This window comes from Pseudoalteromonas sp. M58, from assembly GCF_042604605.1.
GTDB lineage: Bacteria > Pseudomonadota > Gammaproteobacteria > Enterobacterales > Alteromonadaceae > Pseudoalteromonas > Pseudoalteromonas tetraodonis.
The window spans coordinates 243,509-268,054 of sequence record NZ_CP152390.1; the positions used below are offsets into that span (position 1 = coordinate 243,509).

Consider the following 24,546-nt stretch of genomic DNA (forward strand, 5'->3'; position numbering starts at 1 on the left):
TAAATCAGTATCTTAAAAATAGTACTCAGGCGAAAGCTTTGAGTACACACGCGAAGCTAATTACTTTTACATGTTTGTGCTTCTCTGTATTGTTTTGGTGTAAGTGAATATTTGGCTTTGAAGCAACGGGCAAAGTAACTTTGAGAACTAAAGCCGGTGTTATCTGCAACTAAACCTATGGTTAAGTCGCTATCAGTTAATAATTTTGCTGCATATTCTAAGCGGGTATTGCGAATGTAATCGCTGGGTGTAATGTCAAAAAGTGCTTTCATTTTTAATTGCAGTGCACGAGGGCTCAAACACATTGCACTGGCAAACTCTTCCACGCTAAACAGTTCATTTTGGTAATTTTCACGCAAGATTGTTTTTAAGCGTTCTGTAAACGTGTAATCTTTATTCTGCTCTATTTGTGCATCTAAGGTCACAGCATGTGCTTGGGCTGATAACTGTTTTATTAGGTGCTTATTTAACGCATCACGAATGCCTAATAAGCCATGAACCCGACTTTTTAATAATGATGCTTCAAAGGGTTTACACAGGTAGTCATCGGCCAGCAAATCAAGCCCCTTTATTCGGCTGCGACTGTCTGCTTTGGCAGAGAGTAATAAAACAGGGATATGATTAATAGAGATATCTGAGCGAATGGCACTGAGAAGTTGATATCCATCCATCGTTGGCATCATCACGTCACTGAGCACTATATCGGGCATTTGAGTTTGGCACAGCACTAGCCCTTCTTCTCCATTATTAGCGGTGAGGCAGGTGTAGTTATCACTAAATAATGAAACCAGTAACTCACGCATTTCCTCGTTATCTTCAACAATGAGTAGTTTTTTGTTGTTTTCTACCAGCATAGTTTGAGAGAACGCTAGTTGTTTATCCGTTAATAAGTTATCTGATTCACACAATGGCAACGTGACTGTAAAACAACTTCCTTTGTTTATTTTACTAACTAATGAAATTTGCCCGTCGTATTGATCTACAAGCTGCTTAACCAGAGCGAGACCTATACCACTGCCTGTTTGGTTGTGTGTTGCAATACGAGTAAAGCGTTCAAAAATAAGCGCTTGCTGGTGCTCTTCAATACCAATACCAGTATCAGATACCGTTATAACAACATTATTGTTTGTGTTAGAAAGCGTTAGATTAACGGTTCCATCTGATGGGGTGTATTTAAGTGCATTGGTCAATAAATTATCAATAATAGATAAAGTATGTTTAGTTTCTAAATTTATGTAACTAGGCTGTTGCGTCGTGTCTTTAAAGGAAAAATTAATATTTTTTTGGGCAAACAAAATAGCAAAGTCGTCTACTATTTGCGCTACAAAAGGGCTTAAAGAATAAGCGGATACATACTCTGTAGCCGAACTTGGACGCTGACTTAACTGTAATAACTCATTGATTAAATTAAGAAGGCGGTGCCCGTTGCGCTTAATTATAGAAACTTGTTGTTGTGCTTGAGCACCAAGTTGTTGCTGTTGTAAGTTTTCTACTGGCGCTAAAATTAAGCTCAATGGCGTTTTAAGTTCATGACTAATGTTATCTAAAAATTGGGTCTTTAGTTGATTGAGCTTTCTTTCTTGTTGAATGAGTTGCTCTGCGGTTTTAGCTCGATAGCGTGACGCTAAAATTAACCATGTAATAATCAAAACTATTATAAAATAAGCCGCAAAGGCTAATTGCGTTTGCCACCAAGGAGGCGTTACTGTCAGCTTTAGCATAGTGTGAACTTTGCTCCATTGCCCGTATTGATCTTTTACTTTTAATTGTAATTGATAGTTACCTGCACTTAGCTGTGAATAGTTAACTTGTCGTTGGCTTGCATCGGTATAGATAAATTGCTTATCTAAACCATTTAGCTTGTAAGCATACTGGTATTGATTAGCCGATGAAGCGTTATTAATGGCGGCATATTTAAAGCCAATGACCCCTTGGCTGGTTGGAAAAGAGAGTTTTTTAGTATGGTTTATTAGTTTTGCGGGCTGTTTTTTATCTGTTAGATAGTTTTTTGTTTCACTTGCTTGGTTGTAAATTAATAGCTCAGTTAATACTGGGGTTGGTGCTGAAGTACTCAGTTGCAGTTTACTAGGGTAAAACTGATTAAAGCCATTGATTCCGCCAAAAAATAGCTCGCCATCAGCTGCTTGAAAAGCGGCACCTAAAATAAACGAATTATGCTGCACGCCGTCACGAGGTAAAAAATGCTGCATAGCTTGATTCGTAGGATTATAGCGAGTTAGTCCTTGGTTACTGCTTAGCCATAAGTAGCCTTTACTATCATCTTTAATGGCAAAAATATTATCGTTTAGTAATCCATCATGTTCGGTAATGTAAGAGATTTTTTGTGTTTTTTTATCAAGGCGGTTTAAACCACCAAAGGTACCCACCCATAAAGTATCGTTATTTTGTAGGTGCAAAGAAGTAACCATATTATGGCTTAAACCAGTTTGCGATGCCTGATTGGCGGGGTAATGAGTAAATGATTCATCTTCTATGCTTAGATAATCTAAACCTGCACGCGTCCCGACCCATAATCCGTTTGTATTTTGATCAAAAAGCAGAGTAAATACGGTATTGTTAGCAAGACTATTAGTCGAGTCGTCGTGCTTGTAATGTTGAACCTCTAAGGTGTCGGGATTAAAGCGTGTTAAACCTTGATTGCTACCTAGCCATAAATTTCCTTTAGGATCGCTCGTTATCGCATAAACACGATCGCTGCTAAGCTGATGGCTTTGCATTGTATAGGCAATAAAATTATCTTCAGTTGGATTGTATTGCAGTAATCCGCCGCCATAAGTGCCAATCCAAAGTCGCTGCTTGTTATCTTCATGCAGGCTAAAGACATTATTATTGGTTAGGCCGCTTTGTAATTTTGAGTTAACTTTATAGTGCTTAAAACCTGTGTCGGTTTGTTTGTTTAAACCGTCACGAGTACCAACCCATAATTGGCCTTGTGTATCTTTGAGTAGAGCGCGAACAAAATTATGACTAATGGTATTGTCATCATCGCTCAAGTGCTGTTGATGCGAAAATTGATTTTGCTTTTTATCATAACGTTGTAACCCATAGCCATCTGTACCAATCCAAATGATACCGAACCGATCTTGATAAAGTGACAATAGGTAATCATTAGCAAGCCCATTTAGTTGCTGCTTATTGTGCGGTATGTGCTGAAAATTATTTTTAGATGTACTTTGCTCTGTTTTGTAAAATAAACCTTTACCATAACTTGTTAGCCACAAGGTATCGGTGTCGTCAACTAAGATATCGGTGATCCATACACCTGCAAACTGAGCAAACTCCCCAAAAGCCTCTGTTTTAGGGTTAAATAGGCTAAGCCCTTGTTTGCTTGCTATTAATAGCTGCCCTTGTGCATTTAATTGCAGCCGCCATAAATTTTTATGACTTCCTGCAATGTGATTAAAGGTTTTATGCTTTGGGTTAAACTTAATTAATCCTTCGTTGGTTGCTAACCAGACATTTTGTTGTGTATCTATAACAATATCTTGTATGACTGTATTAGCTTGCTCGGGGCTAGTATAGCTAAATGACTCTACTTCATTCTTAACTATATTTAGACGCGTTAACTTTCCATGCTCATGGCCTAACCAAATATTATTTAGGCTATCTGAAGCCAATGACCAAATGCGGTTATCAGTTATAGCCAACTCCGTTTGCGTATTAAAAACCTTAAATTGGCCGGTTTGAGTATCAAGTAAATTTAAACCATTACTGGCGGTAGAAAACCAAATAGCATGTTGATCGGCAGCCAGACAATCGGTGACCCAGTTTCCTGAAATGCTAGCCTCAGTAGGGTGAGACTTAAAGCGCTTAAACTCATAACCATCAAAACGATTAAGACCGCCTTGTGTCGAAAACCAGTGAAACCCTTGCTTGTCAGTGATACTGCAAGTAATCGAATTTTGCGATAACCCCTGTTCACTAGAATATGTATCTAAGTGAATAGGGCGCGCGACGAGTGCACTGTGAAATAAGCATAAAACGCTTAGAATCACGATTTTGTAAAGTGTATGAAGTAAATGCACCCGCTTCCTTGTGCTATTAATATTCCTAAAAGTGAAATAATCATAAACTGCTTTTTTATTAATGTTAAGTTTGATTTTGAGTGTGGCCAATGAGATTTTAAGTTATGGGTATCTTTTTACTCTTGTGTTAATGAATTGCGTAAGTATAATAGGCATCCACTTTGCAGGGGCGTAGTTCCAATTGGTAGAACAGCGGTCTCCAAAACCGACGGTTGGGAGTTCGAATCTCTCCGCCCCTGCCAATTTTTACAAAGTGAATAAAGTCTAGAACTAAAAATCGGTTTGAGTAAGCTTGTTTTTAAGTTTAGATTTTAATGGATTAACCCTGTCGACGTGCAGGGTTGTTGTGTCTGTAGTTAAGGTAATAATATTATGAGCACGAATATAGAAACACCATCAAGTGGGATGGAGTCAGTAAAGTGGTTAGTAGCAATTGCGCTACTTGCAGGCGCAGTCGTTGGTAATCATATGTTTGCAGATCAGTCTGTATTACTACGTGCTATTGGCGTTGTGGTTGCAATAGCGGCGGGTTTAGCTATTGCTTCGCAAACTTTTAAGGGACGTACCTTCCTTGCTTTTGCTAAAGAAGCGCGTATTGAAGTACGCAAAGTAATTTGGCCAACGCGTCAAGAAACAACGCACACGACATTAATCGTAATGGTTGCAACAGTGATTATGGCACTTATCCTTTGGGGATTAGATGGCATTTTATTCCGCGCTGTAGGCTTTTTAACTGGATTGGAGATCTGATCCCATGTCGGATGAGAATAACGAAAAGAAACTACGTTGGTACGTAGTACAAGCTTTCTCAGGTTATGAGAAGCGTGTTGCTCAAACATTATTAGAGCACATTAAAATCAAAGGCCTAGAAGATAGCTTTGGTGAAGTATTAGTTCCTACTGAAGAAGTAGTTGAGATGCGTGCTGGTCAAAAGCGTAAGTCTGAGCGTAAATTCTTCCCAGGTTACGTATTAGTACAAATGGATATGAACGATGCAAGCTGGCACTTAGTAAATAGCACTGAACGTGTTATGGGCTTTATTGGTGGCACATCAGACCGTCCTGCACCAATTAGTTCTAAAGAAGCTGATCGCATTCTTAATCGCCTACAAGAAAACGCTGAAGCGCCTAAACCAGCAACATTATTTGAACCAGGTGAAGTGGTTCGTGTTACTGATGGTCCATTTGCTGACTTTAGTGGTGTGGTTGAAGAAGTTGACTACGAAAAGAGTCGTGTAAAAGTATCGGTACTTATTTTTGGTCGTTCTACGCCAGTTGAACTTGAGTTTGGTCAAGTTGAACAAGATAAGTAATTGATTTAAAGCGTTGTGTTAAAAGTTTCTTAATTTTTGGCACGAAGCTTGAAAAAGGCCGCTGATTAACTTATAATCAGCGGCCTTTTTGTATTCAGGGAAAACGTTTGTTTAACTGTTTACTAAAAAGTGAGAAACCAATTTTTAAACTGGGAAGCCGCTAGAGTACGCGTCCTCGCGCGCACAAGGCTAAGACCCACCTAATGAGGTATTTATAATGGCTAAGAAAGTTGAAGCTCTAATCAAGCTACAAGTTGCTGCTGGTATGGCTAACCCTAGTCCTCCAGTAGGTCCAGCACTAGGTCAACACGGTGTAAACATCATGGAATTCTGTAAAGCGTTCAACGCACGTACAGAATCTATCGAAAAAGGCGCTCCAGTTCCTGTAGTGATCTCTGTTTACGGCGACCGTTCATTTACGTTCGACATGAAAACGCCACCGGCTGCTTACTTACTTAAGAAAGCTGCAGGTATCAAATCTGGTTCAGGCCGTCCTAACACTGAAAAAGTAGGCACAGTAACTCGTGCTCAACTTGAAGAAATCGTTGAGACAAAGAAACCAGACCTTACAGCTTCTGATTTAGAAGCTGCGGTTCGCACTATCGCAGGTTCTGCGCGTGCGATGGGCTTGAACGTAGAGGACTAAGATAATGGCTAAATTAACTAAACGTATGCGTACTATCCGCGAAAAAGTGGAAGTAACTAAAGATTACGAAATTAACGAAGCAGTTGCTCTTTTAAAAGAATTAGCGACAGCTAAATTCGTAGAAAGTGTTGACGTTGCTGTTAACCTTGGTATCGATGCTCGTAAATCTGATCAAAACGTTCGTGGTGCGACTGTACTACCTAACGGTACTGGTCGTGACGTTCGTGTTGCTGTATTCACTCAAGGCGCTAATGCAGAAGCTGCAAAAGAAGCCGGTGCTGAATTAGTAGGCATGGAAGATCTTGCTGAACTAGTTAAGAAAGGCGAGATGAATTTTGACGTTGTTGTTGCATCACCAGACGCTATGCGTGTTGTTGGTCAACTAGGTCAAATCTTAGGCCCACGTGGTCTAATGCCAAACCCTAAAACTGGTACTGTAACACCTAACGTTGCAGAAGCAGTTAAAAATGCGAAAGCAGGTCAAGTGCGTTACCGCAATGACAAAAATGGTATCATCCATACTACGATTGGTAAGGTTGATTTCACTGCTGAGCAGTTACAACAAAACCTTGAAGCTCTAATTGTTGCGCTTAAGAAGGCTAAACCTTCTCAAGCTAAAGGTGTTTACTTGAAGAAAGTAACTATCTCTACAACAATGGGCGCAGGTGTTTCTGTTGACCAAAGCACTTTAAGCACAGTTGTTGCTTAATTGAGTGTTTACATGGCGTGAAATTTGTACTATAATTTTGCGCCATTTTGTTGATTAATTTAGTTAATCGCAAAGTAAAGAATTCGGGTTGAAGTCCATAATTTCGAAGCGCCTTTGGGCAACGCGATAAATTGGGCTTCCGTCCAAGACCGTAGGCGGCTTCGGCCTTAATATTACCTACGTAGACGGTGTGAATCCCCAGATAGATTTTTCCTAATCTTCTGGCTCTCGCCGTAAAAAGCATCTCCATCTTTATTGATGGGGAAGAGTAAAACAGGGAAGCCGATAAACGGTAACCCATTAAACCAGGAGTAACACCCATGGCTTTAAATCTTCAAGGCAAAAAAGCAATTGTTGCTGAAGTCAACGAAGCAGCCAATGGTGCTCTTTCTGCAGTTGTTGCAGATTCTCGTGGTGTAACAGTTGGTGCAATCACTGCCCTTCGTAAAGAAGCTCGTGCAAATGGTGTTTGGATGAAAGTTGTCCGTAACACTTTAGCAAAACGTGCTTTTGAAGGTACAGAGTTTGAGTGCCTTTCTGACTCATTAGTTGGTCCAAGCTTAATCGCTTTCTCATCAGAGCACCCAGGTGCTGCTGCGCGTATCTTCTCAGATTTCGCGAAAAAGAATGAGCATTTCGAACTTAAGATGGCCGCTTTTGAAGGTAATGTAGTAGACGCAGCTATGCTTGCAACTCTACCTACATACGACGAAGCTGTTGCACGCTTAATGAGCGCTATGAAAGAAGCGTCTGCTGGCAAATTGTGTAAAACAATTGAAGCAGTACGTGTACAGAAAGAAGAGCAAGCTGCTTAATTTTAAGTTGTTTAATCCCTTTCGGTGTAAATTTATTTGGACCTTAGAGTCCGTTAATTATTAGGAAATTTGTAATGTCTGTAACTAAAGACCAAATCCTTGACGCAATTGCTGAAATGTCAGTAATGGACGTTGTTGCTCTAGTTGAAGCAATGGAAGAAAAATTCGGCGTAACTGCTGCAGCTGCTATGGTAGCAGGTCCTGCTGCTGAAGCTGCTGAAGAGAAAACAGAATTTGACGTAATCCTTACTGGCGCTGGCGCTAATAAAGTTGCGGCAATCAAAGCTGTTCGTGGCGCAACTGGTCTTGGCTTAAAAGAAGCTAAAGCACTTGTTGAAGCTGCTCCAACTCCAGTTAAAGAAGGTATTTCTAAGGAAGAAGCTGAAGCTCTTGCTAAAGAACTTACTGAAGCTGGTGCTGAAGTTGAGGTTAAGTAATCTAGCTTTTGCTAGGTTCGCTGCCTGAGAAATCAGGCAAGGGCTGGTGATTATTTAATCACCGGCCTTTTTGCGCTATAGAGCGACTATTCTTATAGCGCAAATAAAATCTGATTTATTCTTTAATTTCAACGCTTTATAGTTTGCTAGTGTTGAGGTGGGATTAAGTTGGAACAACAGTTAAATGTTGTACATCTTGGCATAGATGCCAGTTAAGTCTGTTCTTACAAGAACAGGTCGGGTCAAAGATCAGCAAGCTGAGGAACCCCATGGCTTACTCTTATTCTGAAAAGAAACGTATCCGTAAGGATTTTGGTAAACGTCCACAAGTTTTGGATATACCTTTCTTACTGTCGACGCAGTTAGAATCGTTTAAAAAATTCTTAGTCCCGGACGCTGATGGCGATCATGGTTTGGAAGCTGCCTTCCGTTCTGTGTTCCCAATTAAAAGCTACTCGGGAAATTCTGAGCTTCAATACGTAAGTTATCGTATTGGTGAGCCAGTATTCGATGTAAAAGAATGTCAAATTCGCGGTGTGACTTATTCTGCTCCACTTCGCGTGAAACTGCGTCTTGTAGTAATGGACAAAGAAGCTCCAGGCACAGTTAAAGACATTAAAGAGCAAGAAGTTTACATGGGCGAAATTCCGCTCATGACCGATACCGGTACTTTTGTAATCAATGGTACAGAGCGTGTTATCGTTTCTCAGCTACACCGTAGCCCTGGTGTATTCTTTGATAACGACCGCGGTAAAACTCACTCGTCAGGTAAAGTGCTTTATAACGCACGCGTAATTCCTTACCGTGGTTCATGGTTAGACTTCGAATTTGATGCAAAAGATAACTTATATGTACGTATTGACCGTCGTCGTAAATTACCGGCGTCTATCATCTTACGTGCACTTGAGTACACGAGTGAAGAAATCCTAGATATCTTCTTCGATACTACTGCGTTTGAAATTGCTGACGGTAAAGTTCTTATGGAACTTGTACCTTCACGTTTACGTGGTGAAACTGCCGCTTTTGATATCAAGAGCGAAGACGGTGAAGTCCTTGTTGAAAGCGGTCGTCGTGTTACGGCTCGCCACATCAAGAGCATCGAGAAAAAAGGCATTAATCAATTAGAAGTACCACATGAGTACATCATTGGCCGTGTATTAGCGAAGAACTATGTTGATGAGTCAACAGGTGAAATCATCGCGACTGCAAATGACGAGCTAACGCTTGAAATGATGGCTGAATTGGTTAAAGCAGGTCACACTACTATTGATACATTATATATCAATGAAGTGGACAGCGGCGCTTACATGTCAAATACATTAAACATTGACTCGTCAAGCAACCGTTTAGAAGCACTAGTAGAAATTTATCGCATGATGCGCCCAGGCGAGCCACCGACGAAAGACGCGGCTGAAGCCTTATTTGAGAACTTATTCTTCTCAGAAGAACGCTATGACTTATCAACAGTAGGTCGTATGAAGTTCAATAGCCGTGTTGGTTACGATTCGGACACAGGCCCTGGCACATTAAGCAAAGAAGACATCGTAGCGGTTATGAAAGTATTGATTGCTATTCGTAACGGTGTTGGCGATGTTGATGATATAGACCACTTAGGCAACCGTCGTATACGTAGTGTTGGCGAAATGGCTGAGAACCAATTCCGTGTAGGTTTAGTACGTGTAGAACGTGCTGTACGTGAGCGTTTAAGCTTAGGTGACCTAGACGCGATCATGCCACAAGATCTTATTAATGCTAAGCCTATTTCGGCAGCAGTTAAAGAGTTCTTCGGCTCGTCTCAGTTATCACAGTTTATGGACCAAAATAACCCGCTATCAGAAGTAACGCACAAGCGTCGTATTTCTGCATTAGGTCCGGGCGGTCTAACTCGTGAGCGTGCTGGCTTTGAAGTACGTGACGTTCACGTAACTCACTACGGTCGTGTATGTCCAATCGAGACTCCTGAGGGTCCAAACATCGGTCTAATTAACTCATTGTCTACGTATGCACGTACCAATGACTACGGTTTCTTAGAAACACCTTACCGCAAAGTGGTAGACGGTGTAGTAACTGATGAAGTTGATTACCTATCAGCCATTGAAGAAGGTCAGTTTGTTATCGCACAGGCGAACTCAAACTTAACTGAAACCAATGAGTTTGTAGATGAACTTATTCCATGTCGTCACAAAGGTGAATCAACCTTTATGGGTCGCATGGACCAACAATATATGGATGTATCACCACAACAGGTGATCTCTGTAGCGGCCGCACTTATCCCGTTCCTAGAACACGATGATGCTAACCGTGCATTGATGGGTTCAAACATGCAACGTCAAGCAGTACCAACATTGAAAGCGGACAAACCGTTAGTAGGTACTGGTATTGAGTTAACACTAGCGAAAGACTCTGGTGTAACGATTGTTGCAAAACGTGGTGGTGAAGTAATGTATGCCGACGCAAGTCGCATCGTTGTTAATGTACATGAAGAAGAACGCATTCCTGGTGAAGCGGGCATCGACATCTACAACTTAACCAAGTACACACGTTCTAACCAAAATACATGTATTAACCAAAAACCAACATGCATGGTTGGTGAACCGGTTACTCGTGGCGATGTGTTAGCAGATGGTCCTTCGACTGACTTAGGTGACTTAGCCCTTGGTCAAAACCTTCGCGTGGCATTCATGCCATGGAACGGTTACAACTTCGAGGATTCAATCTTACTATCAGAGCGCGTAGTTGAAGAAGATCGTCTAACGACTATTCATATTCAAGAACTACAGTGTATTGCCCGTGATACTAAATTAGGCTCAGAAGAGATCACAGCAGATATCCCGAACGTGGGTGAATCTGCACTAGGCAAGCTTGATGAATCAGGTGTTGTATATATTGGTGCTGAAGTTAAAGGCGGCGATATCCTAGTAGGTAAAGTGACTCCGAAAGGCGAAACGCAATTAACACCAGAAGAAAAGCTACTACGTGCTATCTTCGGTGAAAAAGCGTCTGATGTTAAAGACAGCTCTTTACGTGTACCAAACTCTGTAACTGGTACTGTAATCGACGTACAAGTTTTCACCCGTGATGGTGTTGAAAAAGATAAACGTGCGTTAGAAGTTGAAGACATGCAGCTTCGCGAAGCGAAAAAAGACTTCAACGAAGAGTTCCGTATTCTAGAAGCCGGTGTTTTAGACCGTGCACGCAAGTTACTTGTGGCAGCTGGTTTCGATGAAGACAACTTAGCGTCACTGAATGCTGAAAAGTTACTAACTCAAAGCCTTGCTGAAGAAGACAAGCAAGCTGAACTTGAGCAACTAGCTGCACAGTACGATGAGCTTAAAGCTGAATACGATAAGAAGTTTGAAAACAAACGTCGTAAAATTACCCAAGGTGATGACTTAGCACCAGGCGTACTTAAGATTGTTAAAGTATACCTAGCTGTTAAACGTCGTATCCAACCGGGTGATAAAATGGCGGGTCGTCACGGTAACAAAGGTGTTATCTCGACTATCGTACCAGTAGAAGATATGCCATACGATGACAAAGGTCGTACGGTAGATATCGTACTAAATCCACTAGGTGTACCATCACGTATGAACATCGGTCAGATCCTTGAAACACATATGGGTCTAGCTGCACGTGGTATTGGTGAGCGCTTAGAAGAAATGATGAAAGAGCAACGCGAGCTTCATGAGCTACGCGAATTCATTAAACAAGCTTATGAGATCGGTGAGTCTCGTCAGGTTGTGGATATTGCTAGTTTCTCTGATGACGAAATTCGTCGTTTAGCTGAAAACTTGAAAGGTGGTTTACCGATTGCTACTCCTGCATTTGATGGCGCGAAAGAAAGCGAAATCAAAGACATGCTAGAGCTAGGCGGCTACCCTAGAAGTGGTCAGGTTACACTTTATGATGGCCGTACTGGCGATCAGTTTGAACGTCAAGTAACTGTAGGTTACATGTACATGCTTAAACTTAACCACTTGGTTGACGATAAGATGCACGCACGTTCTACTGGTTCTTACAGCCTTGTTACTCAGCAGCCGCTGGGTGGTAAAGCACAGTTCGGTGGCCAGCGTTTTGGTGAGATGGAAGTATGGGCACTTGAAGCTTACGGTGCTGCTTACACGCTACAAGAAATGCTAACAGTGAAATCGGATGACGTGAACGGTCGTACTAAGATGTATAAAAACATCGTTGATGGTAACCATAAAATGGAACCAGGTATGCCAGAATCGTTCAACGTATTGTTGAAAGAAATCCGCTCACTGGGTATCAACATCGAGTTGGAAGAAAATTAAGCCAATTAGATGCTGCAGTTAGCGCTGCAGCATCTGTTATGGCTGAATAGAATGTAGGGACGAGAACATCCGTCCTCAAGATTAACTCCGACAGGAGAGCTAAGGTGAAAGACTTACTTAAGTTTCTGAAGCAACAAAATAAGACCGAAGAATTCGATGCAATTCGCATTGGTCTTGCTTCACCAGACATGGTTCGTTCATGGTCATACGGTGAAGTAAAGAAACCTGAGACTATTAACTACCGTACTTTCAAGCCTGAGCGCGATGGCTTATTCTGTGCCCGTATTTTCGGCCCAGTGAAAGATTATGAGTGTTTATGTGGTAAATATAAACGCCTTAAACACCGTGGTGTGATCTGTGAAAAGTGTGGCGTTGAAGTAACACTCACTAAAGTGCGTCGTGACCGTATGGGTCATATAGAACTGGCAAGTCCAGTTGCGCATATATGGTTTTTAAAATCATTACCGTCACGTATCGGCTTAATGCTTGATATGACGCTTCGTGATATTGAACGTGTTCTTTACTTCGAATCATTCGTAGTAACTGAGCCTGGCATGACAACGCTTGAGCGTGGTCAGCTATTAGGTGAAGAAGAATACCTAGATGCACTTGAAGAGCACGGTGATGAATTTGAAGCGAAGATGGGTGCTGAAGCAGTATTAGACTTACTGCGTGAACTCGATCTTGCTCAATTAATTGCAGAAATGCGTGAAGAGTTACCAACAATTAACTCTGAAACTAAGCGTAAAAAGATCACTAAACGTCTTAAGTTAATGGAATCGTTCCACCAATCAGGTAATAACCCTGAGTGGATGATCATGACAGTACTTCCAGTATTGCCACCTGACTTACGTCCATTAGTACCACTAGACGGTGGTCGTTTTGCGACATCTGATCTAAATGACCTTTACCGTCGTGTTATTAACCGTAATAACCGTCTTAAGCGTCTACTAGATTTAGCTGCACCAGATATTATCGTACGCAACGAAAAACGTATGTTACAAGAAGCGGTCGATGCGCTACTTGATAACGGTCGTCGTGGTCGTGCAATTACAGGTTCTAACAAACGTCCTCTTAAATCGCTTGCTGATATGATCAAAGGTAAGCAAGGTCGTTTCCGTCAGAACTTACTTGGTAAGCGTGTAGATTACTCTGGCCGTTCTGTAATCACGGTTGGTCCTACACTTAAGCTTCATCAGTGTGGTCTTCCTAAGAAGATGGCATTAGAGCTTTTCAAACCATTCATCTATGGCAAATTAGAGCGTCGTGGCATGGCTACGACAATCAAAGCTGCTAAAAAGATGGTTGAGCGTGAAGTAGCGGAAGTATGGGATGTACTAGACGAAGTAATTCGTGAACATCCAGTATTACTTAACCGTGCACCAACACTTCACCGTTTGGGTATCCAAGCGTTTGAACCTGTGCTTATCGAAGGTAAAGCGATTCATTTGCACCCATTAGTATGTGCGGCGTACAACGCCGATTTCGATGGTGACCAAATGGCGGTACACGTACCGCTAACAATTGAAGCGCAACTTGAAGCTCGCGCTTTAATGATGTCTACAAACAACATCTTATCGCCTGCTAATGGTGAGCCAATCATCGTTCCTTCACAGGACGTTGTATTAGGTCTTTATTACATGACGCGTGATCGTATTAACGCGAAAGGCGAAGGCGCCGTATTTAAAGATCCTAAAGAAGCAGAAAAAGCATACCGTAGTGGTAATGCCGACCTTCACGCTATCGTGAAAGTACGTATTAGCCAATCAGTTAAAAACGAAGAAGGTGTTGTTGAAGACACTGTAACCGTAATTGATACTACTGTTGGTCGTGCGATTCTGTCTTTAATTTTACCAAAAGGCATGCCGTATGAGTCAATCAACCAAGCCCTAGGTAAAAAGCAGATTTCTGGCTTAATTAATGAGTGTTACCGTCGTCTTGGTCTAAAAGACACAGTTATGTTTGCTGACCAAATCATGTACACCGGTTTCCACTATGCAATGAAGTCTGGTGTTTCAATTGGTATCGATGACTTAGTTATCCCACCAGTTAAAGCAGCAATCATTGAATCAGCTGAAGCTGAAGTAACTGAAATCAACCAACAATTCCAATCAGGTCTTGTAACGGCTGGTGAAAAGTACAACAAAGTTATCGATATCTGGTCACGTGTAAATGAAAACTTATCACGTGAAATGATGGCCAACTTGTCAAAAGACACGGTTATCAATGCAAAAGGTGAAGAAGTAGAGCAACCGTCATTTAACTCAGTGTTTATGATGGCCGACTCAGGTGCTCGTGGTAGTGCCGCTCAGATCCGTCAGCTAGCAGGTATGCGTGGCCTAATGGCACGTCCAGATGGTTCAATCATCGAGACGCCAATCACGGCTAACTTCCGTGAAGGTCTAAACGTACTTCAGTACTTCATCTCAACGCACGGTGCGCGTAAAGGTCTTGCCGATACAGCACTGAAAACAGCGAACTCGGGTTACCTAACGCGTCGTCTAGTAGACGTTGCACAAGATTTGGTAATCAACGAAGACGATTGTGGCACAGAAGATGGCTTAACAATGAAACCGCTAATTGAAGGTGGTGACGTTGTAGAAGCACTTCGCGAACGTGTACTAGGTCGTGTTGTCGCTGAAGACGTTGTGATCCCAGGTACTAATACAGTACTTGTTGAACGTAACATCATGCTTGACGAAAAACTGTGTGACCTTTTAGAAGAGCACTCAGTTGATGAAGTTCGCGTACGTTCAGTTATCACTTGTGATAACGACTTTGGTGTATGTGCTAAGTGTTATGGTCGTGACCTTGCACGTGGTCATATCATCAACGCGGGTGAATCAGTAGGTGTTATCGCAGCTCAATCAATCGGTGAGCCGGGTACACAGCTTACGATGCGTACCTTCCACATCGGTGGTGCGGCATCAAGAGCGTCTGCTGAAAATAATGTACAAGTTAAAACAAACGGTACATTAAAACTTCACAACGCTAAATATGTATTAAATACAGACGGTAAGATTGTTATTACCTCTCGTTCTACCGAGATCACTATCATTGATAGCTATGGTCGTGAGAAAGAGCGTTATAAAGTACCTTACGGTGCGGTATTAACAGTGCAAGACAATGCAGAAGTTCAAGGTAACGACATCGTTGCTACTTGGGACCCGCATAGTCACCCAATCGTTCTTGAGCATAAATCAAAAGTATCGTTCAGCGATATCGATGATTCAAACACTGAAGCACAGACTGACGAACTAACGGGTTTAACTCGTGTAGTTGTTAAAGATCTTGCTAAAGCGAATGCGAAAGAGCCAAAGCTTATCATTGAAAGTGATGAGCGTGGCTTGCAAGAAACGCGTCTTCCTTCATTCACTACGATTGAAGTAACAGACGGCGCGACTGCAAACCCAGGTGACGTGTTAGCACGTATTCCGCAAGAAGGTTCGAAAACTCGTGATATCACGGGTGGTCTACCACGCGTAGCCGACTTATTTGAAGCACGTAAGCCGAAAGATCCAGCTATCTTAGCTGAAATCACCGGTACGATTAGCTTCGGTAAAGAGACTAAAGGTAAGAAACGTTTAGTTATTACACCAGCTGAAGGCGATCATTACGAAGAAATGATTCCTAAGTGGCGTCAACTTAACGTGTTTGAAGGTGAACAAGTGTCTAAAGGTGAAGTTATCGCCGATGGTCCAGAATCACCGCATGACATCTTACGCCTACGTGGTGTGACTCATGTTGCTAATTACATTGTTAACGAAGTGCAAGAGGTTTACCGTTTGCAGGGCGTTAAGATCAATGATAAGCACATTGAAACTATTATTCGTCAAATGCTACGTAAATGTATCATTCTAGACGGTGGTGATACTGAGTTCTTAGCCGGTGAGCAAATTGAAGTGGCACGCGTTAATATCGCAAACCGCGACCTTGAAGCTCAAGGTAAGATCCCAGCTAAGTTTGAAATCCAGTTAATGGGTATCACAAAAGCATCACTAGCGACAGAATCTTTCATCTCAGCAGCCTCGTTCCAGGAGACAACTCGTGTCCTAACAGAAGCCGCTGTAAATGGTAAGAGCGATGAACTACGCGGTCTGAAAGAAAACGTAATTGTGGGTCGATTGATCCCAGCCGGTACCGGTTTTGCGTATCATCAAGAGCGTATGGCTCGTCGTAAGCAAAAAGACGTTGTTGAAGAGCAAACGGTAAGTGCGGAAGAGGCAACTCAAGCACTCACTGATGCTTTAAACGCGGATTTATCTGGAAATCAATAAACCGAATCTAATCAATAGATTAGAGTTTCACAAGGCAGTTATCTACTGCCTTGTGAGCGGTTTAGGTTGACAGGTCAATCTTTGCTCATTAAAATTCCGCCACCCATTTACTTGCACGTTTAAAACATGCTGGTAAAACAAGGGCGGATTTTTTATTTTTTTCAGTAGTAATTTTAATTTCAGGAGCTATTTAAATGGCAACTATTAACCAGCTAGTGCGTAAGCCACGTCGTAGCAAGGTTACTAAAAGTAACTCAGCTGCGCTTAAAGCGTGTCCGCAAAAGCGTGGTGTATGTACTCGCGTATATACAACTACACCTAAGAAACCAAACTCGGCGTTACGTAAAGTAGCTCGTGTACGTTTAACTAACGGTTTCGAAGTAACTTCATACATCGGTGGTGAAGGTCATAACCTTCAAGAGCACAGTGTAATCCTAATCCGTGGTGGTCGTGTTAAAGATTTACCAGGTGTGCGTTTTCACACTGTACGTGGTGCACTTGACTGTGCAGGCGTTAGCGACCGTCGTCAAGCTCGTTCTAAATACGGTGCAAAACGCCCTAAAGGCTAATTGTTTTCCGTTAGTAAGGCCAAGCACTAAATATTATTAATTATTGTTTTGGGTGATTGACTCGAAAGAGCAAACCTGAATAAACCGGAGATACAAAATGCCTAGAAGACGCGTAATAGGTCAACGTAAAATTCTTCCAGATCCTAAGTTCGGATCGGAACTTCTTGCTAAGTTCGTTAACATCGTAATGTTAGACGGCAAGAAATCTACTGCTGAAAAAATCGTTTATGGTGCGCTAGACGTGGCTGCTGAGAAATCAGGCAAGTCGCACCTAGAAATCTTTGAAACTGCACTTGATAACATCCGTCCACAGGTAGAGGTTAAATCTCGCCGTGTTGGTGGTTCAACTTATCAAGTACCAGTTGAAGTACGTCCAGTACGTCGCAACGCATTAGGTATGCGTTGGTTAGTAGACGCTGCACGTAAGCGTGGCGAAAAATCTATGGGCTTACGTTTAGCTCAAGAAATCGTTGACGCTGCTGACAACAAAGGCACTGCGGTTAAGAAACGTGAAGACGTTCACCGTATGGCTGAAGCGAATAAAGCATTCGCTCATTACCGTTGGTAATCTGTCCTTAACCTTTAAGAGGATTTTATGGCACGTACAACTCCACTTGAGCGTTACCGCAATATCGGTATTTGTGCTCACGTAGATGCAGGCAAAACCACCACAACAGAACGTGTTCTGTTCTACACAGGTCTTTCTCATAAGATCGGTGAAGTACATGATGGCGCCGCAACTATGGATTGGATGGAGCAGGAACAAGAGCGTGGTATCACAATCACTTCTGCTGCAACAACGTGTTTCTGGAAAGGGATGGACGCGCAATTTGACGACCATCGCATCAATATCATTGATACCCCAGGACACGTAGATTTCACTATCGAAGTAGAGCGTTCTTTACGTGTACTAGATGGTGCGGTAGTTGTTCTTTGTGCTTCATCTGGTGTACAGCCGCAAACTGAGACAGTTTGGCGTCAAGCGAACAAATACGAAGTTCCGAGAATGATCTTCGTAAATAAAATGGATCGCACAGGCGCTGACTTCTTAACGGTTGTCGGCCAGGTGAAATCTCGTCTTGGAGCAACGCCTGTTCCAGTCCAGTTGCCAATTGGCGCTGAAGACGACTTTAAAGGTGTTATTGACCTTATTAAAATGAAAGCTATTAACTGGAATGATGAAGACCAGGGTATGACTTTCTCTTATGAGGCAATACCGGCAGAACTTCAGGATTTAGCTGAAGAATGGCGCTCTCATTTAGTTGAAAGCGCTGCTGAAGCCTCTGAAGAACTAATGGATAAATACTTAGAAGGTGAAGAGTTAAGCGAAGCAGAAATTAAAAATGCTTTGCGTCAACGCACATTAGCGAACGAAATTGTTCCCATGACCTGTGGTAGTGCATTTAAAAACAAAGGCGTTCAAGCTGTGCTTGATTGCGTTGTTGAATACATGCCATCACCCACACAAGTGAAACAAATCCAAGGTATCCTCGAAGATGGTACCGAGGAAGAGCGTCCTGCTGATGATAAAGCGCCGTTTGCTGCACTTGCTTTTAAGATTGCAACAGACCCGTTTGTTGGCACCTTGACCTTTTTCCGTGTTTACTCTGGTACTGTTAAACAGGGTGACGCGGTATATAACCCAGTAAAAAGTAAGCGTGAGCGTCTTGGTCGTATCGTTCAGATGCATTCAAACTCACGTGAAGAGATCAAAGAAGTCTACGCAGGCGACATCGCGGCGGCTATTGGTCTCAAAGACGTAACAACAGGCGAGACACTGTGTGATCCGAATTCTATTATTACGCTAGAGCGTATGGAATTCCCAGAACCAGTTATCTCTGTTGCGGTTGAGCCTCGCACAATCGCTGACCAGGATAAAATGGGTATCGCGCTAGGTAAACTAGCGGCAGAAGATCCATCTTTCCGCGTACAAACTGACGAAGAATCAGGCCAGACGATTATCTCTGGCATGGGTGAACTTCACCTTGATATCATTGTCGACCGTATGAAACGTGAATTCAGTGTTGAATGTAACGTTGGTAAGCCGCAGGTTGCATACCGAGAAGCTATTCGTTCAACTGTTGAAGTTGAAGGGAAGTTCATACGTCAATCAGGTGGTCGTGGTCAATATGGTCACGTCTGGCTTAAACTTGAACCGATGGATATTTCGGATGATGAAGCCCCAATTTACGAGTTCGTTAACGAAACCGTAGGTGGGTCAGTTCCGAAAGAATACATCCCTGCGGTAGACAAAGGTATCCAAGAGCAAATGGCTCAAGGTGTACTGGCAGGCTACCCATTACTTGGCGTGAAAGCGACTTTATATGATGGTTCATTCCATGATGTAGATTCGAATGAAATGGCATTTAAAATAGCAGGTTCACTCGCTATGAAGCAAGGTGCGCTAGATGCAAACCCTGCTTTATTAGAGCCAGTAATGAAGGTTGAAGTACTCACTCCTGAAGCAAACATGGGTGATGTAGTTGGCGACCTAAACCGTCGTCGCGGCATGATCGAAGGCATGGAAGATGCACTTGGTGGACTTAAGCAAATTAATGCTCAGGTTCCGTTATCTGAAATGTTTGGTTATGCAACTGCTTTACGATCTGCAACACAGGGCCGTGCCTCATACTCTATGGAGTTTTTGAAGTACGCTGAAGCCTCTAAACAGGTTGCAGATACAATAATTTCAGCTCGCGCTGTTATATGATTTTAGCTTGTCTGGCTCAATACTGAGTCAGGCTTTAATTTCTTTATTAGGAATTTTTTAAGATGGCAAAAGAAAAGTTTGAACGCGTAAAACCGCACGTAAACGTTGGTACAATCGGCCACGTTGACCACGGTAAAACTACACTAACTGCAGCAATCACTAACGTACTTGCAAAAGTATACGGCGGTGTTGCTAAAGATTTCGCATCAATCGATAACGCTCCAGAAGAGCGCGAGCGTGGTATCACAATCTCAACTTCACACGTTGAGTACGATACTCCTACTCGTCACTACGCACACGTAGATTGTCCTGGTCACGCCGATTATGTTAAAAACATGATCACTGGTGCTGCTCAAATGGATGGCGCTATCTTAGTAGTAGCTGCGACTGATGGCCCTATGCCACAAACTCGTGAGCACATCCTACTTTCTCGCCAAGTTGGTGTTCCTTACATCGTTGTGTTCATGAACAAATGTGACATGGTTGATGATGAAGAGCTACTTGAGCTAGTAGAAATGGAAGTTCGTGAACTTCTTTCTGAATACGACTTCCCAGGTGATGACTTACCACTAATTCAAGGTTCTGCACTTAAAGCACTTGAAGGCGAAGAGCAATGGGAAGCTAAAATCGTAGAGCTTGCAGAAGCACTAGATACTTACATTCCAGAGCCAGAGCGTGACATCGATAAGCCATTCATCATGCCTATCGAAGACGTTTTCTCAATCCAAGGTCGTGGTACTGTTGTAACTGGCCGTGTTGAAGCTGGTATCATCAACGTGAACGACGAAGTTGAAATCGTTGGTATCAAAGAGACGACTAAGTCTACTTGTACTGGTGTTGAGATGTTCCGTAAGCTTCTTGACGAAGGTCGTGCTGGTGAGAACATTGGTGCACTTTTACGTGGTACTAAGCGTGAAGACGTTGAACGTGGTCAAGTACTAGCTAAGCCTGGTTCAATCAAGCCACACACTACATTCACTTCAGAAGTATACGTACTTTCGAAAGATGAAGGTGGTCGTCATACTCCATTCTTCAAAGGTTACCGTCCACAGTTCTACTTCCGTACAACTGACGTAACAGGTGACGTACAGTTACCAGAAGGCGTAGAAATGGTAATGCCTGGTGATAACGTTAAGATGACAGTAACGCTAATCGCGCCAATCGCGATGGACGAAGGTCTTCGTTTCGCTATCCGTGAAGGTGGCCGTACTGTAGGTGCTGGTGTTGTAGCAACTATCGTAGAGTAATAATTAACGTTTAAGTTAATTGTTAGAAAAAGGTCACTTAGGTGGCCTTTTTTAATGGCTGCGATTTACATCATGTGAAGGTGGCGCAGTTACCTTAGGCGTAGGTGCTTTGTAGCAACTATCGTAGAGTAATAATTAGCCTAGCTAATTAATACGAAAAAACCCGAGCTTAGCCTCGGGTTTTTTAATGCCTGCAATAAAATAAAGGTTTCAGGTGCAAGGTTTAAGGTTTTAGGTAATACCAATTCGCTTAATTAAGCGGTCTATTTTGAGGCAGGAAAAACGGGGTGATAGTTAGGCAAAAAATTCGCTATTTAGTTGTTCTAAATGAGAATTTTTTAACACAGGTAGCGGCACGTTTAGCCCCGCAAAATGATTGAGTATTATTGCGGATTGGTATAAAGCAGCTCGGTGTAAATTTAACACTGTCACTTGGGTTGAGTTTTATCGCACTTAGAGGGTAAAGCATGAAGGTTCTACACTTACCTTATGCATTGGTGCTTAGTAGCAACGATCGTTGAGTTCTCAATTACTGTAATGCTGCAGGTTTCAGGTTTTAATTAGTGAAGTTAGGCGTTCCTGTTGTCGTAACGAAGTTTAAAGCAGCATTGATACCGCTGCTTAAAAATTAACGAGGCTATTTTATGGCTTGTTTATCGTTATTTAAGTTGGAACGTTGTTATAATAGGTAATAATTAAATAGTCAGTAGCGCAGAGAGTCCAATGGAACTTGAACAAGATAGCAATTTAACACTTCCTTTATTTATTCTAGATGAAACACTAAGTACCCGTGACTTAGCGCAGCCTGACTTGGAAATTTCAGTTATCTTAAGTGATGAGCTGCTTACTCAACTATGCCAGAACCCCAGTGCTGACAGTAGTATAGGCATTAGCATTGCAGACTATGAGTTGAATATCATCAATTCAAGCTTTGCTACCATAGCGCATAGCGGGCATGACGCTCAATTAACCATAACACAGGGCCCTCTATTAAGCGCTGTGGTGACTACTGTTGAAAACCTAACATTCGTATCACCACAAATCGATATGATGCCTACGTTCGATTTAGGTGATGAGACTGAATAATGAAAAAAAATATTATAGGTACTTTTGTACTGATTATCTTAAGTGGTTGTGCTTACTTAGGTAATGCACATTACAATGAGTTATTCGGTCCTGAGCAAACACAAGATCGTATGGTTGCTCATAATAGCGGTGCTGGGGCTGAGTTTTTACAGCAAGTAAAGCCTGTACTCGATAACCGCTGCGTGGTTTGTCATGGCTGTTATGATGCGCCTTGCCAATTAAAACTCTCTTCTCCTGAAGGTATCGACAGAGGCCTCAGTAAAGAGTTGGTTTACGATGGTACTCGGTTGTTAGCCTCAACGCCGAGCCGATTATTATTTGATGCAACCACGACTGAGCAATGGCGTGATAAAGAATTTAGCCCGGTATTAAACGAGCGAGCACAAACTGAAGAAGCCAATTTAGCGGGTAGTGTGTTATTTAATATGCTGGTATTAAAGCAAAGTTCACCCTTGCCAGAAGATGAAGTATTAGATGAACGTTTTGATTTTTCGCTTAGCCGCAACCAAAGTTGTGCGGCGATGGGTGAGTTTGACCAATTAGCGGATGAGCAACCGCATGCGGGTATGCCTTATGGCTTGCCTGGAGTGACTGCTGCTGAATTTCAGCACTTACAAAACTGGATTAAAAAAGGCGGGAAAATGGCGCACATCAAGCCGCCATCAGCCAGTGAGCTTGCGCAAGTAAAAAACTGGGAAGCATTTTTAAATCAAGATAGTTTGAAGTACCAATTATCAGCGCGCTATATTTATGAGCATTGGTTTTTAGCTCACATCTATTTTAGTGATGCACAATCACCTAACTTTTTTAAGTTGGTACGCTCAAGTACTCCCCCTGGTGAAGACATTAAATTAATAAGTTCTCGTCGCCCTTACGATAATCCAAACGTTGAGCGTGTTTATTATCGACTGCTTCACGACCGTTCTACTATTTTATCAAAAACGCATTTACCGCTTAAACTTAATGATGAAAAGTTGGCACGTATTTACCAGCAATTTATTGCGCCAAATTACACTGTATCTAGTTTACCAAGCTACGAGCCTACCCTTGCATCAAACCCGTTTAAAACGTTTGAAGCACTGCCTATAGATGCAAAATATCAATTTATGCTAGATGAAGCTGAGCTAATTATTATGGGCTTTATTAAAGGCCCTGTTTGTCGTGGTCAAATAGCACTCAATGTGATTAATGATCATTTTTGGGTGGCGTTTGCTGATCCTAAAAAGGTAGCGACTCCGGCGGTAGGTAAAATGCTGGTACAACATGAGGATGCATTAGAGTTGCCCGCAGCAGAGGAAAGTAATGCGTTACCGATTTCTAATTGGGTCAAATACTCGGTTCGCGAAAAACGTTACTTAAAAGCCAAGGTAGAGCTTGCTAATAATCTGTTCAAAAACGGCGAGCATTTAACCACCGACTTATTGTGGAAAGGGGATGGGCACAATCAAAATGCGGCACTGACTATTTTTCGACACTTTGATAGTGCAACTGTAGTTAAAGGCTTTATTGGCCAACAACCTAAAACTATGTGGGTGCTTGATTACGCGCTGTTTGAGCGTATTCATTACTTGTTAGTTGCGGGCTTTGATGTGTATGGCAATATTGGCCATCAATTAATAACGCGCTTATACATGGACTTTTTACGTTTAGAGGGTGAGCACAACTTTTTAGCTTTGTTACCTGAAGCTCAGCGAGAGACAATTAAACAGAGTTGGTATCGAAAATCACCACCTAGTTTGTCGACCTTTTTTGAAAACAATCGTGAGTTTAGTCAACCCAGCGGTATTAACTATCAAACAGATGAACCGCAATCAGAGCTATATGGCTTAATTAAAGAGGCATTAGAGCCCGTTTTAAGTCCTCGTTATGACTATAAAAAAGTACCCGCACCATTAAGTGCGATTAATACCATGCCTGCTAAAGCAGTTAACTTACTGCCACAGCTATCGTATGTGCTAGTGAAAGAGCAGGATGGCCACACAGGCTATACGATTATTCACCATAACGCGCACTATAATATTTCGAGTCTACTAAACGAAGATGGACAGCGCGCCTATGAAGAAGATACGGTGACAATTGTTCCGGGCTTTATTGGTGATTACCCTTCTGCAATTTGGTATTTAAATAACGCCCAACAGGTTTCGGCCTTTGCCGAACAGTTACCGCTAATGCAAGTGGAAGCTGATTATCGCGCTTTAAAGTCTAAGTTTGCGATTCGTCGAACTCACCCGCAATTTTGGCAATACAGCGATATTTTACATCAGGTTGCCCGCCAGTACCGAGGTGTTGAATTTGGCATGTTTGATTATAATCGACTAGAAAATCGTTAGGTACACGCTAAACGGTTACAAGAGCCCAGCTTAACTAGCTGGGTTTTTTATATTTAATAATTTAGTA

The 24,546-nt window shown here is 42.2% G+C and carries 15 protein-coding genes and 1 tRNA gene; 15 read left to right on the top strand and 1 reads right to left on the bottom strand.

Annotation, left to right across the window (positions count from 1 at the left end; all coding sequences use genetic code 11):
- Positions 1–56 precede the first annotated feature (56 nt).
- Positions 57–4,046 (bottom strand): two-component regulator propeller domain-containing protein, encoded by a 3,990-nt coding sequence (locus AAGD16_RS01165; RefSeq protein WP_377113134.1) that lies wholly within the window; start codon positions 4,044–4,046, stop codon positions 57–59.
- A gap of 165 nt (positions 4,047–4,211) precedes the next feature.
- On the opposite strand from AAGD16_RS01165, the gene AAGD16_RS01170 reads away from it, so the two are divergent.
- The 15 genes from AAGD16_RS01170 (at position 4,212) to AAGD16_RS01240 (ending at position 24,479) form a co-directional block, all read left to right on the top strand.
- Positions 4,212–4,288: transfer RNA gene (locus AAGD16_RS01170), tRNA-Trp, on the top strand.
- Between the two features lie 130 nt (positions 4,289–4,418).
- Positions 4,419–4,796, top strand: a complete 378-nt coding sequence (gene secE, locus AAGD16_RS01175) for a preprotein translocase subunit SecE (protein WP_013463843.1) — start codon at positions 4,419–4,421, stop codon at positions 4,794–4,796.
- Between the two features lie 4 nt (positions 4,797–4,800).
- Positions 4,801–5,358 (top strand): transcription termination/antitermination protein NusG, encoded by a 558-nt coding sequence (nusG, locus tag AAGD16_RS01180; RefSeq protein WP_013463844.1) that lies wholly within the window; start codon positions 4,801–4,803, stop codon positions 5,356–5,358.
- Positions 5,359–5,575: 217 nt separating this feature from the next.
- Entirely contained in the window at positions 5,576–6,004 is a 429-nt protein-coding gene (gene rplK / locus AAGD16_RS01185) for a 50S ribosomal protein L11 (RefSeq protein WP_008108462.1), read from the top strand.
- A gap of 4 nt (positions 6,005–6,008) precedes the next feature.
- Positions 6,009–6,713, top strand: coding sequence for a 50S ribosomal protein L1 (rplA, locus tag AAGD16_RS01190; protein ID WP_013463845.1), 705 nt, complete (start codon positions 6,009–6,011; stop codon positions 6,711–6,713).
- A gap of 320 nt (positions 6,714–7,033) precedes the next feature.
- Positions 7,034–7,528: a 50S ribosomal protein L10 gene (rplJ, locus tag AAGD16_RS01195; RefSeq protein WP_013463846.1), complete on the top strand. Its 495-nt coding sequence runs from the start codon at positions 7,034–7,036 to the stop codon at positions 7,526–7,528.
- Between the two features lie 74 nt (positions 7,529–7,602).
- Entirely contained in the window at positions 7,603–7,965 is a 363-nt protein-coding gene (gene rplL / locus AAGD16_RS01200; RefSeq protein WP_013463847.1) for a 50S ribosomal protein L7/L12, read from the top strand.
- 269 nt (positions 7,966–8,234) lie between these two features.
- Entirely contained in the window at positions 8,235–12,260 is a 4,026-nt protein-coding gene (rpoB, locus tag AAGD16_RS01205) for a DNA-directed RNA polymerase subunit beta (protein ID WP_024602214.1), read from the top strand.
- Between the two features lie 104 nt (positions 12,261–12,364).
- Complete coding sequence (gene rpoC / locus AAGD16_RS01210) at positions 12,365–16,537, top strand: DNA-directed RNA polymerase subunit beta' (RefSeq protein ID WP_013463849.1); 4,173 nt, start codon at positions 12,365–12,367, stop codon at positions 16,535–16,537.
- 194 nt (positions 16,538–16,731) lie between these two features.
- Complete coding sequence (gene rpsL / locus AAGD16_RS01215; RefSeq protein WP_002958885.1) at positions 16,732–17,106, top strand: 30S ribosomal protein S12; 375 nt, start codon at positions 16,732–16,734, stop codon at positions 17,104–17,106.
- Between the two features lie 97 nt (positions 17,107–17,203).
- Positions 17,204–17,674, top strand: a complete 471-nt coding sequence (rpsG, locus tag AAGD16_RS01220; protein ID WP_010392135.1) for a 30S ribosomal protein S7 — start codon at positions 17,204–17,206, stop codon at positions 17,672–17,674.
- A gap of 27 nt (positions 17,675–17,701) precedes the next feature.
- Positions 17,702–19,816 carry an elongation factor G gene (fusA, locus tag AAGD16_RS01225; protein ID WP_013463850.1) on the top strand — a complete coding sequence of 705 codons (2,115 nt, stop codon included), beginning with the start codon at positions 17,702–17,704 and terminating at the stop codon, positions 19,814–19,816.
- Between the two features lie 62 nt (positions 19,817–19,878).
- Complete coding sequence (tuf, locus tag AAGD16_RS01230) at positions 19,879–21,063, top strand: elongation factor Tu (protein WP_013463851.1); 1,185 nt, start codon at positions 19,879–19,881, stop codon at positions 21,061–21,063.
- Between the two features lie 723 nt (positions 21,064–21,786).
- On the top strand, positions 21,787–22,149 hold the full coding sequence (locus AAGD16_RS01235) for a hypothetical protein (protein ID WP_377113145.1): 363 nt from the start codon (positions 21,787–21,789) through the stop codon (positions 22,147–22,149).
- Entirely contained in the window at positions 22,149–24,479 is a 2,331-nt protein-coding gene (locus tag AAGD16_RS01240; protein WP_377113148.1) for a fatty acid cis/trans isomerase, read from the top strand. Before AAGD16_RS01235 ends, AAGD16_RS01240 begins: the two co-directional genes overlap by 1 nt.
- Positions 24,480–24,546: the final 67 nt, after the last annotated feature.